The following is a 20643-nucleotide window of genomic DNA, read 5'->3' as shown; positions in this document are numbered from 1 at the left end:
ACTTATATTATGATCGCCATTTTAACACTGGTAACGGAACTTGTATTGACTATTATTGAATTTCTATTTTAACAAATACAACTTTTATTACTAAAAACAAATCTACTCCACTTTAACAAATACAATCTGTTTGTTATAGTTCAAAATCTCACATTTTGTGAGATTTTTTTATTTACGTAACTTTGCAATATGAAAAAAAATCTATTTATTTTTTTAGCAAAAGTTAACTCATTATTACTTCCTAGCTTCACAAAAAAAGGACTTGATATGGCTTATGCAAAGAAATGGCAATTGGCTATTATTGGATGGCGTTATTTTATTACAAAAAATAGTTTGTAAATAATAAAATTATATTATATTTGCACCCGTTAAAACGGCCTCGTGGCGCAACTGAATAGCGCACTTGATTACGGCTCAAGAGGTTACAGGTTTGAATCCTGTCGAGGTCACTAAAGCTAATAAGAATTAGCAACAAAACCATCTAAATCCTATGATTTAGGTGGTTTTTTAAGTTTTTAGGAGTACATAGAATTTGGTTCTATTTGATATAAAATGGTAGTTAACTGTCTGCTATTTTTGAAAGTGTCTGCTCAGCAGACACTTTCATTAAATCAAATATAAATTAGTATAGTGGATTTGACTTTCGTCACAAACAATGTTAAACATTTAAAAGACGACTGCTATGCGTACAAAAAACACATTCTCAACAAACTCTTGGATATAAAGTTCAAGATTAATTAACAACGAAGCACTCTTATATATAAGAGTAACTGTAAATGGAAAAAGACTTAATATAAGTCTAAAAAAGAAAATCCCTTTAAATATTTGGAACCCTAAATTAAAAAAGGCTAAAGGAACCAAAGCTTAAGCTAGGCAAATTAACCCGAATTTAACACCAGTAAAGTACTGCAACAAAATTACAGGGTATTAACCCTTATTTGAAACCCATTAAGCTAAATGTTAAATAGCTTATTTTTTTTCCTAATAATTAGGAAAAAATATAAATTTACATATCACAACAATAAATTCAACTTTATTTAATTTTAATTATTATGAAACATTTTATCACACTTTTTTTGATTTCTTTTTTAATAGTTGGATGTAACGATAACGACGATAACGACCATGATTATCACTTAGAATATACAAGTGTTATAAGTGCTGAACTTCCCGATGAATTTGTTTTTGGACGGACCTATAGAATTAATGTCACTATAGAGTTACCAAACAGTTGTTATTATTTTTATAATCAATATGATTATTTCTATGAAGGAACTTCAAGGCTTATTTACCCAATTGTACATGTTGATGATGGTGTTGCTTGCACTCAAAACATTAGAGAAATTACATTTACAATACCTGTACAGGCCCTACAGTATGAACCTTATATTTTTAAATTTTATCAAGGAGAAGATCCCGATGGGCAAGATAAGTTCTTAACTATTGAAGTTCCTGTAATTTAATAAAAAAGAGAGGCTAAAATTTCACCTTGCGAGCACTAATTTGTAATTAGTGCTCATGTAAAGAAAAACTGTACCTCTAAATTAAGTTTTATTCCGGTCACATAGAAGCAATCAGCTCCATTGATAAATCCAATTTAATCCGTTTCCAAAACAAACTTTAGAACAAAGTATGATCATACGTGAAAGTAATAAGGTGTTCACAATACGCTCAATTTATTTCATAAAATATAATTACAAGGGAATTTCATTAAATACACTAAATTTCAACTCTTCACCTTTTAAGAAGAGGTGCCAAAGGTAAAGGGATTAAACAACAACATTGACTTAACATAAATTTTTCTAATCGTCAACAGCCTTCATTTAGCTCTATTTATTTTTGTCAACGCAATAAACATATTGCTCGCACACAGCTACTATAGCTTCATTTTTAAAACCTTGTTAAACTCTATGTTTTCAGCATATTCCCCTTCTGAATTAGAAATTGAAATTTCTTGTGCTGTTAAACCAATTAACTGTAGGTCAACTTCATCTTCATTTAGAACTATATAAATATCAGCCTCTTCAGAAAAAGTAATGATAACTGATTTATAGATTAATTTTTTAACACCAAAAATAAAATGTGATTGTTTTTTTGATAATGAAACAACATCGTTTCCGTCCAAATTAAAATTTATATTGTTTAGATTCCAACCTTTTAGATTAGGAGCATCGTCCAACTCGTTAATTCTATTGCTGTAACCTTTGTAAGGATAAATAGCGGTAATAAAATTAAATTTTGACGCTTTCTTTGAAAGTATTGCCCATTGCTTTCCTCTTGTTCCACCACTTTCAGCCTTGTCTACTTTTCGAAGTTGAAAAATATCTGATCCAGAAGCGTCATCAAAAGTAGCTCTCACTAAATTTGGTTGATTTTCAAATGAATAATGACCTTGCCAAACTTGCTTAAAGTTATGCTCTTCTGAAGCTTTGAAATTATCTTTTACAATCCAAAAATCGTTTTTAATATTTATTACTTGTCGTGTGTAATTTACACCAACATTCTCAAAACCATCATGACTTCCTACAAACAAATCAAAATCTTTATTGGTATTCCAAGCAATGACTTTTGGATTAGGTAATTCTTTAAATTTCCCGAAACCGCTTCCTCCTTGATTTGAAGTGTATTGTTTTCCTTGCAACTCATCATCTACCAAAGCAACATTTTTTACCATAGAATTCTTAAAGAATCCGTAATCCTTTAAAGAATAACGAACCTGATAATTTGGCAACACCACTTTTTGGTTTGCCATTGCCTGAACACCCAACATATCTCCGTGTTGATGATCAGGTTTGTGAGCGTCTAACCCAGCAGAAATAATCATCATAGCATTGTTAGCTTCCCAACCATCTCTTTGAATATAATAACCTGTAGTTGGAAATTCAACAGATTTAATTGTTGGTTTTTGTTTCTGAATTGCAGTAAGTAGCTGCAATTGCTTTTTGTTTAAATACCAATACATTTTAGATTCCACATGGGTGTTTGCAAAATAACCTATTGAAGGATCTTCAAACAACAAATAACCTAAAGTTAAAGCCCCTGAAATATCATTTTTTTCAGCCCAAGGATTGTCAGTATCATCTTGTAAAACTGGAGCCGATTTATCTGGATAAGCAATATTTGCCAAGGTAGTAAACAAAGATTTTAACTTGTTTTCCCAAAACTCATCTACTTTAATAGCACTAATTTTCGCTAATTGATACACATAATAATAATTACCAATATCACTCATATGATAGTGTAAAGAACGCTCAAATTGAAATCCGTCGTCATTAATTTCTTTTGATAAATGTTCTTCTAGCAATTTCATTGCATGCTTGTACCAAACATCCGTTCCTTCAAAATCTCTTAATAAAATTGAAACCATAGCCAATGCCGATAAACCTCTTGTTTGATGATTTCCGGCATGAAACTCTTGATTTCTTTCAAATAAATAAGATGCATGCTGCAATAACGTCGCAATTGTTCTTAATTGTGCTTCGTCTGTATAATCAGCTTCACCCAAAAACATATTGTGAATTTGCAACCAATTTAAAACTCTGTACCCAGATCTAAATGCTTCATAAACGCCATTACCATCTTCAATTTTTTCATATTCCCCGTTATGTAAAGCTGTATTTAATGACTTCATCTGATTGATGAAATAGTTTAGATATTGAGCATCTTTACCTTGGTAATTGTAATAGTAAGCAATATCAACCATTTTATGCTGACGCGCTAAATGCCTTAAGGCATATGCATTTACCGGAGATCCGTTTAAATAGTTAAAAGGTAATACCCAATATGTATTGGCATTGTATTTTGAAATATGATCTAAGGCTCTATCGGTATGTCCGGCTTCATTCTCCGGATAAATTTCTTTGTAGTTATTAAAACGATCTTCAAAATTTTTCCAATCGTAAAAATAACGTTCTGAAAACTTTTCTCTTAAATAAGCTGCTAATTGTGCATCAGAAATTACACCTTTTTCAGCTAATTTCTCTTTAACTTCTTTAGTTAAGTAGTTTGAAAGTTTTGAATTTTTAACTACTTTTTTTGAAGGAATTTGTTGAGCAAAACCTATCCATGAAAAAAACAAATAGGTACAAAAAATTAAATATTTAAATCTCATAATTGTATTCTATTTGTTTTTAGTTTAACAATAAAAAAGGAATTAATTCGTAGGAATTAATACATTAATTTCATTTTCAGGTTTTCTTCTACTAAAATTTTACCAGAATTTTGAACCTTATTATTTGAATGTGAATTATTTTTTGCTCCCCACAACAATGCTACTAATTTTACTCTGTTGTTTTTAAATACATTGTTTTCAATGGCAACGTTTACAATACCTCTTGTGTTTAGTAAAATATTAGTAACCTCTTTTGCCCCGCAATTTTCAAAAGTACTGTTACTCACCAATAAATTACCACCAATGGTAGATTCATCATAGCCACCTCTATAATAATCAACTATATTACTTTTTACGTTGATAAATCGGCAATTATCAATGGTTAAATATTCAACATTATAATCTCCCTTGTCATTGGTTTCTTCTGAAAGTTCTATTCCGTTTTCACAATTAGAAATTGCACTATTTGTGAACGAAATTTCTTCAGCAAAAGTTTGTTTGTAGGCTTTCAAAACATAGTTGAAATTACTGATTTCACATCCTGAAACAAATAATCCAAAATGATTAGACATATTTTCTTTTAAACTTGCAAAAGCTTGTTGCGTTCCATTTCCTGAAAGCACCACGTTTTTAAACGTTAAAATACCGTAAGGATTCAATTCAAATAAAGGAGTGTTATTTGCTCCTTCAAAAACAATTTCAGCTTTTTTATTAGATGACGATTGAATTGTAATACTTTTATTAATTACCAATGATTTTGAAACCACAAATTGTCCTTCACTTAAAGAAATAATATCACCAGCTCTAGCTTCGGTAAGTTTTGCTGTTAAATCTGTAGCATTTGTAACTTCAAAAGTTACAGCTTCATAAGCTGGTTTTTCATTTGAATACCAGCTAGCTCCATATTTTTTCTTATCTAAAATAGAAGGATCTTTAGCTTCAGTTTGAATAGTTGCTCCTATTGAATTTGAATTGGCTCTTGAGTTTCCAAAAAGATCTTCTGAAATAGCTTCAAAACCATAACCATTGTAAGGTTCAATTTCATTTGAAATACCTATTGGAAGAAATATATAATCAGCTACTTGTGTTAATTCAAAACTGCTTGGTGTAATTCTTTCCTCATCTTTAAATGCAACACCTTGATTGTTGATGATATTACTTTTAAATAGTACTCCATCTGCTTTATCATGTTCAATTATTGGCTCAGTATCGCCCACTTTATTGTAAATTACATTATTTGCAACTACAGATCTTAGTGGTCTTGCTGAACGAATTTCAGACAAAGGCAATACATCTTTTTGAGCAATATTTGTACCTACTCCAAATTGCCAAGGCGATTTACAGTTTACATAGGTATTATATGCAACTATAATATCTGTAACCTGATTGTATCTATTTAATGGTGATTTTGGTATGCCATTCATAACCGCCAAAGGACTTCTAAAGTTTTCACCTATTAAGTTATAGAAATAATTATTTACAATTGAATGACCTGTATTTATAATTCTAATTCCTCCAATATTTTCGTTCTTCCCGTCTCCAATAAAGTAATTTCCATCAATAACGCAATAGTTTCCGTGTCTGGTTACCACAGAGCCTTCACTCATGTAAAATACATTGTTTTTAATTTCGTTGAAATTGGTTTTACTTGAAATTACCTCTACCTCTCCATTACATTCTTCAAACAGGTTGTTTGCTATAACGGTGTTACTTGGACTCATAGATGTGAAACTACTTCCTAACTGAATAGTTTCGCCTCTTGCACCACCTTTTCTTGGCCTAGGACCAAAGTGATTGTTCACAATTTGATGATAATTTCTAATACTTTGGTTTCCTTTTAAATCAACTCTAACTGTTGGTCCTCCGTTTGTTTTACCAGCAATATAACAATGATCTAATTGGTTGTGTTTTCCAAAAAACTGTACCCATAAATCATCATTATCACGTTGTAATTGATTAAAATCTAAAATTACACAATTGGTTACTCTACAATTATTAGCTACTTGATCTGGACTAATTCTAAATGCAATTACATTTTTAGTTGGTGTATGTCCGTTTCTAAAATACAATCCGCTAACCTCTAAATACTCGCCACCAAATTCTAAATTTGAAATTCCTTCAATAAAAACCTTTCCCGCTGTTTCGGCTCTTAATATTATAGGTTGTTCTTTTGTTCCTTTTCCAATAAATTTAATTTGTACATCTTTCCAAATACCATTGGCTAGCACAATTTCATCTCCAGGTTTTGCCCCTTCAATTGCTGAATTTAACTGTTGAATATCTTCAACATTAATTGTATTTGTTGGTACCTCATTACAGGATATGAACAACAAAATCGACATAACTACTACTAACTTTTTATACATTGTATGAGTGTTTTATAAATTTAAAAATTATGAATCCCAGTTCAATATTTTTTTAAAATCGTATGCTGAAGGATCCTCAACATATTTTTTAGTTTCTACGTAATCGCTTTCTCCAATATATATTAAGTGCTTCATAAACAATTGAGCCATATCAGATTCAATATTCACTAATCTTGGCTGAACCTTTCCATTTTCATCTTCAAAATCTTTTAAATATAACGGAGCTATATCTCCATTTGAATTTGCACTTACAATACACCCTGTTATTCCTTTGTCGTATAATTTCTTAACACCTATTCCTAATAAGGTACATAGTGTTAAGTCGAAAGCAATTGGTTTACAACATCTTAATTCGTACCCAATTTCAACTGGTCTAGATTTAATATCTAAGCCTAATTCTTTTAGTTTAACTTGTAATAAATAATTAAAAATGTGTGATTTACTCACATTTCCTAATTCTGGATGACCGTGATCATCATAGGTAAAATTAATTCCTGAGTTTTTTATTTCATCTTCATCCATAAAATGAAATACACCTTCACTAACCATTGCTACACCGTATTCAATGCCACGAATTTTACTTTTTATAATCGACGAAATAATCATATTTGTCAACTTTTCAAAAGTGATGTTGGTTTTATTGAACATTTCAGGAATAATCATCATTGGAAAATGACAGGCTGAAGCAATACCAAATGCTAAGTGTCCTGCTGATCGTCCCATTGCAGAAACTACAAACCAATTTTCACTGGTTCGGGCATCTTCATAAACCGTATTTCCAATACGAACCCCTTCATCTTTTGCTGTATGAAATCCAAAAGTTGGATTTCTATCAGGTAGCGGTAAATCGTTATCTATTGTTTTTGGAACGTGAATATGTGTTACATCTAATTTTTTATTTGTTAAATACTTTGTTAGTCTACTTGCTGTAGAAGCAGTATCATCACCTCCAATAGTTACCAATAATTTTACATTGTTATTTTCAAAAAAGTTTGCTTTAAAATCAGCATCTTTTGGTTTAAAACGACTCATAGTTAACGTAGAACCGCCTAGGCTAAAAATGCGATCAGCACTTTGATAGTCAAAAGATTTTACAGATGGGTTTTCAGAAAATAACCCTTTATATCCATGATGAACACCCAAAACATTATATCCATCTTTCAAAAATGTTTTAGCAAGCGTGCTAATAACAGTATTAATTCCAGGTGCCGGACCACCTCCACAAATAATTGCAATTGATTTTTTCAAAAGGGTACTCATTTTTTATGGTTAATTAAAGGGGACCATTCAATAAAAAAATTGAACACTCCCCTTTAATAAAAAATATTGTATTACTATATTCCTAAAGCTTGACCACCACCAATTTGGATCGTTTCAGCTGTAATAAAAGAAGCATCATCACTTGCTAAGAAAGAAACCACAGATGCTACTTCTTCTGGTTGACCTAATCTTCCTAATAAAACACTATTTGCCCAAGAAGCAAAAACTTCTGGCTTGGTTGCTTTAATTTGCGCGTGAAAAGGCGTATCAATTGTACCAGGGGATACTGCATTTACTCTTATTCCGTATTCAGCTAAATCTTTAGCTAACGCTCTAGTGATAGATTGTACTCCACCTTTAGACACTGCATAAATACCAGCTCCTGGTCCTGCACCATTCCATGCTGCATTAGAAGTATAGTTTATGATTGAAGCATTTTCACCTTTTTTAAGGAAAGGAATAGCTGCTCTTGAAGCAAAAAATACTGAATCAAGATTTAAAGCCATAACAAATTTGTATTGATCAGTTGTCATTTCTTCAAAACGAGCTCTAACTCCAATACCACCTGTATTGTTTACAAGTAAATCAATTTTCCCGTATTTTTCACCAATTTTAGTGATATTTTCAGTAACCGCTTCGTCATTTGTCATGTCAAAACCAATATACTCAGCTGTGATTCCTTCAGCAGTCAATTCTTCAACTCTTTGTGCTCCTATCTCATCTTCAATACCGTTTAAAACTACAGTATAACCATCTTGTCCTAATCTTTTTGCTACTTGAAAACCTATTCCACCTGTAGCTCCTGTAATTACTGCTACTTTTTTATTTAAATTACTCATTATTTTTATTTTTTGATTTTTATAATAATTCTTATTTTTTATTCTTCTACTGATTTAATATCTCTTGCAAAGAAATAAATTGCACCAACTCCTAGCGGCACAAAAACGGCTATTGCAATAAAAATTGGAGTGTACGATACTTCTGCAATTACTGGAATTAAGAAATTCATAATAATTACGGAGAAAACTCCTACCATTCCTCCAAGGCCAGCTAATGACCCTACTGATTTACCACTAAAAAAGTCACTTGGTAATGTTTGTACGTTACTAATAGCAAACTGAAATCCGAACAATACAAAGAATACAATTGCAACAAATATTTCAGCTGAATCAGCAAATAATACAGTTGCTATTAATCCTATAAGCATAATAACACCACCAATAAAAATGGTTGTTTTTCTACCTTTATCTATTGAATTAGTTTTGGCTATAATTTGTCCAGAAACATATCCTCCAGCAATACTTCCAATGGCAGCACCTACGTAAGGTACCCAAGCAAACATACCTACTTCTTTTACGTTAAAACCGTAAACATCAAATAAATAAATTGGCATCCAACCTACAAATAACCACCAAATTGGTTCTAAAAAGAAACGACCAATAACTATTGCCCAAGATTCTTTATGTGAAAGGATTTCTTTTAAACTTTTACCTTTAGTTTCAGATGTGGCATTTTGATCCGCTACACTTTGACCTTCAACAATATATTTTTGCTCTTCTTTAGTAATCCAAGGGTGTGTTTTAGGACCGCTTTTATTAATTAATAACCAAGGTATAATCCATAAAATACCAAAAGATCCAATTACCATAAAGGTAATTCTCCAACCATAAGCAACAAACAAAGTTGCTATAAATGGTGGTGCAATTACAGAACCAATGGAAGCACCTGCATTAAATAACCCTTGTGCAATGGCTCGTTCTTTAATTGGAAACCATTCAGCATTACTTTTAACACCTCCTGGCCAGTTACCGGCCTCAGATAGTCCTAAAGTACTTCTTAAAAACGCAAGTGAAAACATTCCTCTTGCCATAGAGTGAAAGAAAGAAGACAATCCCCAAACTCCAATACTAATAACATAACCTACTCTAGTACCCACTTTATCAAATAACTTACCTGAAAAAAGTTGTCCTAACGCATAGGCTACCATAAAAATATTTAAGATAAGGCTATAATCACTTTTTGTAAGTCCTAATGATTGTGAAATTGAACCTTCAACATTTTCATTTCCCCACATGATGGCGAGCGCACTTCTATCGATGTAATTAATAACGGTTGCCAAAAAAATTAGCCCAATTATTACCCATCTTAATCCTTTAATTTTCATAAATTATAATATTTAATTAACTGTATTATCCTTTGTATAAATCTGTATACCAATCTTTTAAATTTGATTAAGTAATATTTAAAAACTTTTGTTTTAATTCCTATTCAAATTCAATATTATTATCATTATAGCAATATTGATATAATTCATTAAAATGAATTTTCAATCTCATTTTTGCCTGTTTAGCATCTTGATTTTTAATTGCTTCAAAAATAGATCTATGTTCTTGTATCGCTAAATTAGCTTTACTTGTATCGCAAACATGATGTTTTTCAAAGTTGGTCATAATACCTGGTGTAATAATTAGCATTAATTTATTTAATGTTGTATTACCACTAGCGCTTGCTATACTTAAATGAAATAACAAATCTTCTTGTATAGCATCTTCTCCTTTTAAAACTTTTTCTTCGTAAGAAATAAGTGCTGATTCTAATTTAATTAAATCTTCCTTAGTTCTTCTAGTTGCTGCCAAACCTGCTGCTTTCAATTCTAATAAAATTCTTGTTTCAACTAATGATCTAAAATTAGGATCTTTCATTCCCAAAATTTCATCAATCATTCCATTAAGGGCTATAACTCCAATATTTGCTACAAATGTTCCACTTTGCGGAATAGACTTTAATAATCCATAAAATTCTAATTTTTGAATAGCTTCTCTAACATTGCTTCTAGATACTTCAAATCGTTCAGAAAGCATTCTTTCAGAAGGTAATTTATCTCCAGGTTCTAAGTTTTTGAAGTTGATCAATTCTCTTATTCTTGAAATAATAGAGTTTTGAACTTCATGATTGTCATTTTTTGTTATTATATCTAAATTCATTTTTAAATATTGGTTGAGTGATTAGCGCTCAATTTATAAAAGTGTAAGAATATTAAATAATCCACTTTGGACATAACATTTCAAATAATTGCTCATATTTTATAAGATTTTACTGGTCTAACAATTAGACCAGTATAATCTCACCAAAATATTAATCAAACTAAAATTATAGTCATACTTAATGGTTTTTATTTAAAAACTTTAATCAGTTAATAGTTCTTTTACTTTTTTAATTAATGTGATGCTTCAAGTTTGTAATATTTAACTTTAGAAAATGCATTTTCTCGTTTACTTACAAGGTAGTTTCCTGCTTTAAAATAATTTTCAAAAACACCCCACTTTTGCATGTGAATATCATCATAAACAACTGATGCATTGTTATTTAAAATCACTTCCATTCTACCTTCAGAAACTTTCACTTCTAATGTAAACTTATCAAAACCTACATACTCTGGAAATGAATATCCATTATCATCACCCCATGCATCTGTATATAAAATTTCAGTATCTGATGCATTTAAATCTTTTAATACTTTTGTTTTAACTCTAACTTTACCATCAACCCAATAAATTTTTAATATTGGTGGTGCATTGTTATCATCTTCACCTATTAAATCACGCTGTTCATTGGTTAATCTGCCATGAATTTGCATAATAATAGTTCTATCATAATCTCCATTTTCATCTTTTGAAATTTCAGCCATTGAAAGCGTTCCTTTTAAATGTCCCCCTTGTTTAAAGGTCCAATTTGTGGCGCTTTTATCTGAAGGATTCATAAGCTCACGCAATTCAGTTCTTGAATAAGATGAGTTAGCTGTTGAGCTATTAGGGTATGTATAAAAAACAATAGCTCCGTTGATTGAATCGTTGAACATAAATGGTTTCAACGTTTGGTTAGTAGCATAATCTAATATCTCTGGAGGCAACACTTCCGTAGGTTTTCCTATTGGAAGTGTAACTTTCCAGTGACTTAAATCTATAGTTGGCAAATTATACGTTTGTTCAATATCTTCGTTTATATCATCTTCAGGAGTAACAATAACTACTGTATCCTCTTCAGAAATATTATCTTGATTCTGGCAACTTACATTAATGCTCAAAACAAACATTAATGCAGCTCCCAGGTAAAACTTAAAACAAACTCTATTAACCATAATTAATATTCTATTATTCTTCTTTTAATGCAATTGAAAATTCATCAATTCTAGCTTCTGCTCCTTCATTTGTAATTAAAATAGCAATTGTAGAATTATCTCCTGAATTAAAAGGTAAATCAACTTGTACATAGGTATTAGCATCATCTTGATCAGTACCTGTAAATGATGTAATTGTAGCACCTGCAGCTTCACTTAAATCTGATATTGAACCTCCTAAAATAGCAACTGTTATTGATCCAACAGGGCTAGTTTTGATTGTATAATGATACGTTAGTACAAAGTCTACATTTTTTGTTACTGCTATTTCTTGGTATGCTGTTCTACCTCCATCAGAAGGAAATTTAGCCGCTTGATCTCCAAAAGAAACTGGTGAACCTGTAATTTGCATAACTGATCCAAAACTACATCTCCAAGAATCACGTCCATCACCAGTACCATCAGGTAAAGATAAATCTTCAAAACCTGGCTCTAAAATAACAGGAATAGGAATTACTGGTACTTCTGGTTTCAAAACAATAATCTCTTTTGAAACAGTACTTACAACACCCAATTTGTCAGATGCAGATAAAGTAACTGTATAAGGTGTACCATCTTCATCAGTAGCTTCTTCAGCATACACGTGTGTTGGATCTTGACTTGTAGATGTTGATCCATCTCCAAAGTTCCACTCATAATCTGTTGCACTTACTGAAAAATTCGCAAAATTATATTCCAAATAATCTTCAGTAACAGTTGCTCCAAAATCAGCACTTGGCGGTGTATCATCAGGCTTAGAATTTGCTTCAGGTAAATCAAACTCACAAGAAGTTAAAGACAACATGAATACCGCAACCATTAGTACCGAAGTACTGATGTGTTTTAAATATTTTATATTATTAATCATAATAAACTGTTTTTAATTAATTTTTAATTACTTATTAGTAACCTGGGTTTTGCGTTAACAACCCAGCACTTAATCCAATTTCTCCTTGTGGAATAGGTAATAAAAGATCTGTTGGTGAATATCCATAACCATTATCTGCAGAGAATTTAGTGTATACTTCATTTGCAGCACCAAACCTAATTAAATCAAACCAACGTTGGTTTTCAAAAGCTAATTCAGCTCTTCTTTCATCTAATAACTCTTGCTTAGTTATACTTGAAGCCAAAGGCATATCAGCTCTTGCTCTAATTTTATTGAAGGCTATTAAAGCACTTGCATCAGACGTTTCAGTAGCTGTACCCATTGTGGCTTCAACATACATTAATAAAACATCGGCATATCTCATAATTATCCAGTCGTTTCCTGCTAAAGTAGGATCTCCTGAAGTTGGCTCAATACCTAAATTAGCGTCTCCATTAGGGATGTATTTTGCTACTTGATTTTGTGAAATTTGTATTTCATCCAATCTATATGAATACTTAGTTCTGCTTCCTCCTAGCAAATCTAATGCAGCAGCAGCTTCAGTTGTTACATAGTTTAAACCTACTGTTCTACCAACTGAGTTCAACCATTCAGCAGAAAAGTTTTGACTATCAGTTGCATTATCTCCATCATAAACAATAGCCCAAATTACCTCATCATTACCTTCATTATAAAAAATATCTTTAAAATTAGATTCTAATGTAAAACCAGCTCCCATAACATCTAAACATAATTGTTTTGCTAAACTGTGTTCACCCAATGTTAAATATACTTTAGCTAATAATGCTTGTGCAGCAGATTTTGATGCTCTTCCATAAGTACCAGCACCTAAACCATCAACAGCAGTTATAAGATCAGAAACAATTAAATCATACACAAGATCTTCATTAACTCTTGTAAATTGAATTTCTTTTTCTAAAGGGTCAATAACTTTATCAATTAAAGGAATATCTCCAAATAAACGAACTAAATTGAAATAAGCATAAGCTCTAACAAATTTAGCTTCAGCTTCAAATGAAGGTTTCATAGCATCAGATGCTGATCCTAAATTATTTAAAACAATATTAGCTCTGTAAACTACATTGTAATAACTTCTGTAATAATCAGCTACAATACCATTTGTTGGATCTACATTAAAAGCATCAAATTGTGCAGATTCACCTTCTCCACTTTTAGTTCTAGTGTTATCACTACGCATTTCAGTTACTTGAAATTCTTGTTGAATTCCATGGTTATCAGTACTACGTGTTGAATTCAATCCTTGAATTCCATCATACATATTGATTACACCTGTCAAAATCTCACTATCATTCTTGAAATAACTATCAGCTGTTATAGCAGATAAAGGTTCAGGTGATAGGAAATCACTACAAGAGGAAATTGATACTCCTACGAATAGTAATATTAATATTTTTATTTGTCTCATAATATTTTTATTTAATGGTTAAATTAAAAGTCTAAATTGATACCCATAGAAATAGTTCTAAACACCGGACTACCAGCTCTTTGATAACCATAGGTTGTAGGTGATGTATTATCAACTGATTCAGGATTAAAACCTGTATAATCATCAGCAGTTAAGTACATTAAATTACTTCCAGTAGCATAAATTCTTAAACTACCCATACCCCATTGCTCCATTAACTCTTGAGGAAAATTGTACCCAATATTTACGTTACGTAATGCAATGTATGACGCATCTTGAATGATATCACTTGTAAATATTTTTTGTTTGATAAATTGTTGATCTGGAGTGGTTGCAGGATCGAAATCTTGTCTACTATTAAAGTGGTTGAAGATATATTGATCTCCCATATTTCTAATTTGAGCACCGTGACTTCCTTGAAACATAAACGCAACATCAAAATTAAATATTTTGAAATTATTAGAGAAACTCCAAATAAAATCTGGATATGGATCACCTAAAATAGCTTTATCATCATCGTCAATTAAACCATCTCCATTTAAATCTTTTACATATACATCTTGAGCTTCAGCACCTACTGGGTGATAAGGATTTTTAATGTATTCTAAAGGAATATCTTTATCAACTACCCATCCGTAGAAAGATGAAATTGGATTTCCTTCTAAGTTAATCCACTCAGCAGCTCTTTTTGTATCTACGTTTTGAATTTGACCGTTAGAATCAGCAAAATCAATCAAGGTATTTTTATTCCATGAAGATAACCAAGATGCATCCCATCTAAAGTTTTCTTTATCAAATATTTTAGCTCTAAATTCAAATTCAAAACCTGCATTCTCAACTTCACCTAAGTTTACTAAAGCATTGCTAAAACCAGTTGTTGAAGAAATAGGGTTAAACAATAATAATTGGTCACTTTTTCTGTTGTAATAATCAAGAGATCCAGTAAATGTTCCATTTAAAAATCCAAAGTCAATACCAGGGTTAAATTCTATAGAACGCTCCCACTGTAACTCATTGTTTGCAATATTAATTGGATTGAAAGCTCCCAACCCATTGTAAGTTTCAGCGGCTAATAATGCTTGAGATGGGTAATAATTACCTAAAACATCACTATTTAACACACTATAACTATATAAGTTAATACTGTTATTACCAGTAACACCATAACTAGCTCTTAATTTTAAGTTACTAATAACGTTACTGTTATTTAAGAAATCTTCTTCAGAAACTCTCCATCCAATAGAACCTGCAGGGAAATTACCCCATTTGTAATCGCTACCAAAAACTGAACTACCATCACGTCTATAACTAAATGAAGCTAAATACTTATCATCATAAGCATAAGTTACCCTACTAATTAAAGATTGTAATGTTTTTTCCCAAGAAAGTTGATTAGCTGCAGCAATTGTAGTTGCATTGTTTATCGTTTGAACATTGTCATTATCATAACCAGTTCCTTGAATTGCAGCATATGTTTCTGTTTCATATTCAGCAGCATATCCTAAAATAACACCTAAATCATGCTTGTCAAAAGTTTTGTCGTATGAAAAATAGTTATCTGTAACAACTTTGTTGTAGTTTTGATCAGAATAATCCATTTGTGTAGCAGCTACCCCATTCCTACTTGCCTTAGTACCTTGATATCTAGATCTTTCAGTATTTTGATAAAAGTGAGAGAATGTAGTTTTAAATGTTAAATCATCAATAATTTCAAGTTTAGCATAAGCACTGCTAAACAATTTAAATTTAAGATCTAAACGCCTACGTTCTAGAACTTTAGCCCCTGGATTTGTATTTGAAGTATTACTAATATCTGTTCCACTTCCTGTACTTGGCATACCATTTACTAAATCGTAATCATCAAACATACGTTGTTGTGCATAGTCTCCAACTTGAACATCTGCATATGCAGCTTTGTTTGTATTTACATATTGAATAGTGTTTTCATCTAAATATAATGGCAACCAAGATGGTTGTCTTAAAATATCATGTGTAGAACCATCAAATCTTCTTGTTCTTGTATACGTAGGCGTTACTCTAACACCAAAAGAAAAACGATCAGTAACTTTAGTATCTAATTTAATATTTAAACCGTATTTTTTAAAATCATCAGTTAATAATACTCCTTCATCATGTAAGTAGTTTAATGAAGTACTAAACTTTGTTTTTTCGTTACCACCTCTCGCACTTAAATCATAACTTGTAATAGTACCACCATTAAAAATAATGTTTTGCCAAGGGTTGTCAACACCTAATAATTGTTTGTATTTTGTTTGATCTGAAAGCACACCGTTTGCTGCTAATTCAGCAGCTGCAGTTTCTGCAACAGTTAAAGTATAAGCATCACTATGACGCGCTTCTTTAATACCAGCAAAAGTGCTGAAACTAAATTTAGTATCTCCATCTTTACCTGATTTTGTTGTAATCATAATTACACCATTACCACCTCTAGATCCAAAAATAGCGGCAGAAGCAGCATCTTTTAAAACCTCAAAAGATTCAATATCATTCATATTCAATGAACTCAAAATATCAGAATCCATCGCTAATCCATCAACAACAACTAATGGACCTGAGTCTCCAGTAATAGAACCCGTACCTCTAATACGAATTGTAGGAGCTGAACCAGCACCACCATCTGTAGCTGCAATATTTACACCTGAAACTTGCCCTGTTAAAGCATCATCAACCCTTGCAACTGCAATTTGATCTAAGCTTTCGTTTACTACTTTTGATATTGCACCTGTTAAATGGCTTTTCTTTTGTTTACCATATCCAATAACAACAACCTCTTCTAATACATTTTGATCTTCAGCTAATTGAATTGAGATATTGTTTTGACCTGAAATAATAATTTCTTTTGTTTGAAAACCAACAAAAGAAAGTTGTAAAATATCACCAACAGCAACTTCTAATTGAAAATTACCATCAAAGTCTGTTGAAGTTCCTTTTGAGCTATCTTTAATTAAAAGGCTCACCCCAGGTATAGGGTCATTAACGTTTGAAACTACTGTTCCTTTTAACACATAGCTGTTTTGAGCTATTAAGGAAACATTTAGCAACAACATTAATAATAATGTAAGCTTAATTTTTAAATTCATAATAAAATTGTTTTTTGTTTAGTGTTTGATTTTATTAATACTTTGTATTAATTGTGTATAGATAGTTAATCTTAAATTTCCTAAACTTTATAAAAACTAGAATTTGAAGTTTATGAATAGTTTCATACTTTTGCAAAATCATGTTTTTATTAAGTAATTACGTGTTCAAATTACTTCCCACTCTAAAAGAAGTATTTTTTTAAAAGGATAGGCTGGCACCTGTCCTTTTTTTGTTTGGTTACATACTGTTCATTAAATCGATTAAATTTTTAATTATTAATAGTTTGTTTTTTTGGTTGCCCAAAGTGGTTGACCAGTTTGGTTTACCAAAAGTATGTTAATTATTACTTAAAAAAAAATATTTTAACACATATTTTAAATTACCTTATTTATTTACTTAATTAACATTTAAATTAATGAATAAAATAGTCGTAAAACTTAAACACCTCGCTAACATGAACTTAAATAAATAAACTACTCCGTAAAGTCTTCGCTAATTAGACTAAAAAAATCAATCAAGATACCTGATTTTCACCGATTACTACATAAAATACATATAGTAGAATGTATACAGAATCTTCTTAATTGAATTTTACTATTTATAACCACTCGTAATTACAAGCAGTTTTTTACTCATCTTTATCACCAAAATAAGACACCCCATCACCACTTAAGAAATCTTCTCTTACTGGGCTAAATGTATCTATTAGTTGTCCTTCTTCTAAACAAACTGCACTATGCCATAAGTTAGGTTCTATATACACTCCATCTCCTGCTTCAACAATTTGTTTAACTCCATCTATTTCAAATTCAAATTTACCTGAAACACAATAGGTTGCTTGTGTGTGAAAATGTTGATGTGGCGCACCTAATGCTCCTTTATCAAATTTCACGCTTACCATCATGATTTGATTATCGTAACCTAAGAATTTTCTTGATACTCCTCCACCAAGTTCTTCCCATTCCATTTCTTTTGTAATGATGTACTTTTCACTAAATCGTTTCATTTTTTTATTTTTTTTAATTAATTTATTCGTAATAATAAGAACCTACCCAAGTATAGTTCTTGTTGTTAATTGTTAATATATGTTTTGCTTCTTTTGAAGCATTTATATTTGCTGTAATAAATAGCTTCGTATTACCATTTATATTCGTAATTTCTATTGCCGTATAATCTGCTGTATCAAGAACGAGTTTTAATTCTTTTATACTGCTTTTTGAGTTTACTGCAGATTCTGTAACTGGACTGTAACTTCCGTGGGCTTCAATTGTTGAAACAAAAAGTGTGTTTTTAGTGTCTTTTCGTCTTAACATGAAAGCTGCTTCACGTCTTAAATTAAATTCTGGATCGTTTGCCCCAATTCTAGTGAATAATAACTCATCATTATTATTAGTTAATGATGTTAACGTATAAAATTTACCTTCATTTAACCATGATAGTTTACTGTTTTCACTAGCAGCTTTCGCTGTTCCTTCAAGATATAAGTGTTGATACCCATTTTCGCTTCCTAAAGTATTTAATGTTTTAGGTGTTTTGTACTCAAAGTTTGTTTGCAACACTTGCCCTAAGAAGTAATAAGGGAAATCATATTTATTTACTTTATTAGAAGTCACCTTCATAATATCTAACAGATATGGTTTTTCAAAATCTTCATCCTTTATAATTGCCATAGTACGAAGCATTGCTGTTCCAGGATATGCATTACTTTCTTTTGCACTTGCAACTTGTACGTTTTCATTTTCAAAAGAAAAATAATTTAGTATCGAATGATGTTGGCTTCCAATGTCATACTTCCCGTTAAAATGTGAAGTTTCATTTTGTGTTACTGTATTATGTGCAATGGTTTGTTTTGCCCAAGTTTTGTTTTCCTTTAGATAATTTCCACCACCTTTTTGCTCAATATTTACAAATCGGGCTAAGCCATAATCTTGAATTACTTCATCGCCTTTTTCATATAAGGAGTAAGATAATTTATCATAATGACCATGACTAGATCCTTGTGCAGCATATTTGAAAACTAATTCGATATCTTCATTTCTTAATATGGCAACACCACCTTGCTTCCCCTCTGGTCCATCAGATAAATTAATTGATTTTTTTTCAAATGGTTTTGCTTTTCCATTTTTTACACCAATCGCTACTGCTAAACCTGAATCATCTAATAATACTTTATTTTGTTCTGCAGCAATTGTTAACAAACCTGGATCTTGCGTACCAAAATGATATGAAATATCTACTGCCGTAACCAAAGCGCTTGTATAATAAGACATTCCTTTTTGACCATCATTCAATGGGAAAAATTCGCCATCTGCATCAGATAAATTTAATAAGGCATTAATAGATTTTAACAGTACACCTTCTTTGTATTCAAATATTTTCAATGCTGGTTTTACATTATGTAAAGCTTCTGCAAAAATTAAAAAAGGATACATAGCGTAACGTTGGTAATATGGCCCTTCATTATAATAACCATCTGGTGAAAAAGGTTCTTCTATGTTTGCTAAAAAACCAGCTTTACCGTCTTTATTTAAAAAACCACCATCATCATCTTTTTCTTTAGTATCTAATTTTAAATCTTTAATTCCATACAAAGCACGATCAATTAACTCTTCATCACCCATTACTAAACCAATCATACCAACAGCCGCATTTCCCCAAGTACTGTGGTTATGAACTCTTTGGTAAAATTGTGGACTATCTATTGAAATATGATCTGCAAATGGTCTAAATAAATTTGTTTCCAGCTTGTTGCGTTCTTCTTCAGATAAATAATTATAAACACAATCATAAGCCTGACTAACGTAAACTAACCAATTTGCATCATTTAAACATTGCCAAAACAATTTACCTCTTGCATATGACCTTGTTTTTGGATGCAATGGTAATGTTTTATACATTTCCTCGTATTGCATTAGCATGTCCTTTACATACTTAGCATATTTTTCATCATCTAAAATTTGATATAAAACTCCGGCCTTTTGAAGTATTAAAAAGTTTTTTTTGTGTACTTGATGCGTATACCCTCCAGAATAATCTTTAGGCACAGGCACATCAATTCCTAATTCAATTTCAGCATCAACTATTTTTTTTGTTTCTGCTAATGAGCTATCAAATAAAGGAACAGTTCCTAATTGCGCTCTTATTTCTTCAACTCCTTTTTTAGTAAGAATTAAACTTGGATGTTGAGAATCCGATTGAGACTCATTAACAACTTCAGTTTTTTCACCACAAGATATCGTAATAAATAAAATAACTAAAAATGCACTTTTAATAGGTATAAATTTTATAATTCTCATTCTTTTTTGTTTACTTATAGAATATAAAACCAAACTG

Annotated in this window: 15 protein-coding genes and 1 tRNA gene; 4 read left to right on the top strand and 12 right to left on the bottom strand. The window is 31.1% G+C overall.

Annotated features, from left to right (window positions below; translation table 11 throughout):
* The first annotated feature begins 189 nt into the window (after window positions 1-189).
* The 4 genes from CHB67_RS15435 (at window position 190) to CHB67_RS15420 (ending at window position 1463) form a co-directional block, all read left to right on the top strand.
* Window positions 190-339, top strand: a complete 150-nt coding sequence (locus CHB67_RS15435) for an SsrA-binding protein (protein WP_089382693.1) — start codon at window positions 190-192, stop codon at window positions 337-339.
* Window positions 340-375: 36 nt separating this feature from the next.
* Window positions 376-449, top strand: a tRNA-Arg gene (locus CHB67_RS15430).
* Window positions 450-736: 287 nt separating this feature from the next.
* Window positions 737-868: an Arm DNA-binding domain-containing protein gene (locus CHB67_RS17480; protein WP_089382717.1), complete on the top strand. Its 132-nt coding sequence runs from the start codon at window positions 737-739 to the stop codon at window positions 866-868.
* Between the two features lie 184 nt (window positions 869-1052).
* On the top strand, window positions 1053-1463 hold the full coding sequence (locus tag CHB67_RS15420; protein ID WP_089382692.1) for a hypothetical protein: 411 nt from the start codon (window positions 1053-1055) through the stop codon (window positions 1461-1463).
* Between the two features lie 413 nt (window positions 1464-1876).
* On the opposite strand, the gene CHB67_RS15415 is transcribed toward CHB67_RS15420, so the two are convergent.
* The 12 genes from CHB67_RS15415 to CHB67_RS15360 all read right to left on the bottom strand — a co-directional run bounded on the left by CHB67_RS15415 (window position 1877) and on the right by CHB67_RS15360 (window position 20606).
* On the bottom strand, window positions 1877-4111 hold the full coding sequence (locus CHB67_RS15415) for a heparinase II/III family protein (protein ID WP_089382691.1): 2235 nt from the start codon (window positions 4109-4111) through the stop codon (window positions 1877-1879).
* Window positions 4112-4167: 56 nt separating this feature from the next.
* Complete coding sequence (locus tag CHB67_RS15410) at window positions 4168-6477, bottom strand: chondroitinase-B domain-containing protein (RefSeq protein WP_089382690.1); 2310 nt, start codon at window positions 6475-6477, stop codon at window positions 4168-4170.
* Window positions 6478-6504: 27 nt separating this feature from the next.
* Window positions 6505-7725, bottom strand: coding sequence for a 6-phosphofructokinase (locus CHB67_RS15405; protein ID WP_089382716.1), 1221 nt, complete (start codon window positions 7723-7725; stop codon window positions 6505-6507).
* 86 nt (window positions 7726-7811) lie between these two features.
* Window positions 7812-8576 (bottom strand): SDR family NAD(P)-dependent oxidoreductase, encoded by a 765-nt coding sequence (locus CHB67_RS15400; RefSeq protein ID WP_089382689.1) that lies wholly within the window; start codon window positions 8574-8576, stop codon window positions 7812-7814.
* Window positions 8577-8614: 38 nt separating this feature from the next.
* Window positions 8615-9901, bottom strand: coding sequence for an MFS transporter (locus tag CHB67_RS15395; protein WP_089382688.1), 1287 nt, complete (start codon window positions 9899-9901; stop codon window positions 8615-8617).
* A gap of 100 nt (window positions 9902-10001) precedes the next feature.
* A complete protein-coding gene (locus tag CHB67_RS15390) occupies window positions 10002-10721 on the bottom strand; it encodes a FadR/GntR family transcriptional regulator (protein WP_089382687.1) in 720 nt (239 codons plus the stop codon).
* Window positions 10722-10954: 233 nt separating this feature from the next.
* Window positions 10955-11830: a polysaccharide lyase family 7 protein gene (locus tag CHB67_RS15385; protein ID WP_245813578.1), complete on the bottom strand. Its 876-nt coding sequence runs from the start codon at window positions 11828-11830 to the stop codon at window positions 10955-10957.
* Window positions 11831-11888: 58 nt separating this feature from the next.
* Complete coding sequence (locus CHB67_RS15380) at window positions 11889-12761, bottom strand: PKD domain-containing protein (RefSeq protein WP_089382685.1); 873 nt, start codon at window positions 12759-12761, stop codon at window positions 11889-11891.
* Between the two features lie 34 nt (window positions 12762-12795).
* Window positions 12796-14208 carry a RagB/SusD family nutrient uptake outer membrane protein gene (locus CHB67_RS15375; protein ID WP_089382684.1) on the bottom strand — a complete coding sequence of 471 codons (1413 nt, stop codon included), beginning with the start codon at window positions 14206-14208 and terminating at the stop codon, window positions 12796-12798.
* A gap of 23 nt (window positions 14209-14231) precedes the next feature.
* The gene (locus CHB67_RS15370; protein ID WP_089382683.1) at window positions 14232-17309 is read right to left on the bottom strand and encodes a SusC/RagA family TonB-linked outer membrane protein; all 3078 of its coding nucleotides are present in this window, start codon (window positions 17307-17309) and stop codon (window positions 14232-14234) included.
* 629 nt (window positions 17310-17938) lie between these two features.
* Entirely contained in the window at window positions 17939-18316 is a 378-nt protein-coding gene (locus CHB67_RS15365) for a cupin domain-containing protein (RefSeq protein WP_089382682.1), read from the bottom strand.
* Window positions 18317-18338: 22 nt separating this feature from the next.
* Complete coding sequence (locus tag CHB67_RS15360) at window positions 18339-20606, bottom strand: alginate lyase family protein (protein ID WP_089382681.1); 2268 nt, start codon at window positions 20604-20606, stop codon at window positions 18339-18341.
* Window positions 20607-20643: the final 37 nt, after the last annotated feature.

The organism is Lutibacter agarilyticus, assembly GCF_900188235.1.
GTDB classification, from domain to species: domain Bacteria; phylum Bacteroidota; class Bacteroidia; order Flavobacteriales; family Flavobacteriaceae; genus Lutibacter; species Lutibacter agarilyticus.
This window is presented reverse-complemented; position numbering and strand designations above follow the sequence as displayed.

What these genes read in the sequence shown, in the direction of transcription:
- CHB67_RS15365 (WP_089382682.1), bottom strand. Translation starts at nt 18,316, where the DNA reads ATGAAACGATTTAGTGAAAAGTACATCATTACAAAAGAAATGGAATGG.
- CHB67_RS15410 (WP_089382690.1), bottom strand. Translation starts at nt 6,477, where the DNA reads ATGTATAAAAAGTTAGTAGTAGTTATGTCGATTTTGTTGTTCATATCC.
- CHB67_RS15390 (WP_089382687.1), bottom strand. Translation starts at nt 10,721, where the DNA reads ATGAATTTAGATATAATAACAAAAAATGACAATCATGAAGTTCAAAAC.
- CHB67_RS15380 (WP_089382685.1), bottom strand. Translation starts at nt 12,761, where the DNA reads ATGATTAATAATATAAAATATTTAAAACACATCAGTACTTCGGTACTA.
- CHB67_RS15415 (WP_089382691.1), bottom strand. Translation starts at nt 4,111, where the DNA reads ATGAGATTTAAATATTTAATTTTTTGTACCTATTTGTTTTTTTCATGG.
- CHB67_RS15375 (WP_089382684.1), bottom strand. Translation starts at nt 14,208, where the DNA reads ATGAGACAAATAAAAATATTAATATTACTATTCGTAGGAGTATCAATT.
- CHB67_RS15395 (WP_089382688.1), bottom strand. Translation starts at nt 9,901, where the DNA reads ATGAAAATTAAAGGATTAAGATGGGTAATAATTGGGCTAATTTTTTTG.
- CHB67_RS15420 (WP_089382692.1), top strand. Translation starts at nt 1,053, where the DNA reads ATGAAACATTTTATCACACTTTTTTTGATTTCTTTTTTAATAGTTGGA.
- CHB67_RS15400 (WP_089382689.1), bottom strand. Translation starts at nt 8,576, where the DNA reads ATGAGTAATTTAAATAAAAAAGTAGCAGTAATTACAGGAGCTACAGGT.
- CHB67_RS15370 (WP_089382683.1), bottom strand. Translation starts at nt 17,309, where the DNA reads ATGAATTTAAAAATTAAGCTTACATTATTATTAATGTTGTTGCTAAAT.
- CHB67_RS15435 (WP_089382693.1), top strand. Translation starts at nt 190, where the DNA reads ATGAAAAAAAATCTATTTATTTTTTTAGCAAAAGTTAACTCATTATTA.
- CHB67_RS15385 (WP_245813578.1), bottom strand. Translation starts at nt 11,830, where the DNA reads ATGTTTGTTTTGAGCATTAATGTAAGTTGCCAGAATCAAGATAATATT.
- CHB67_RS15360 (WP_089382681.1), bottom strand. Translation starts at nt 20,606, where the DNA reads ATGAGAATTATAAAATTTATACCTATTAAAAGTGCATTTTTAGTTATT.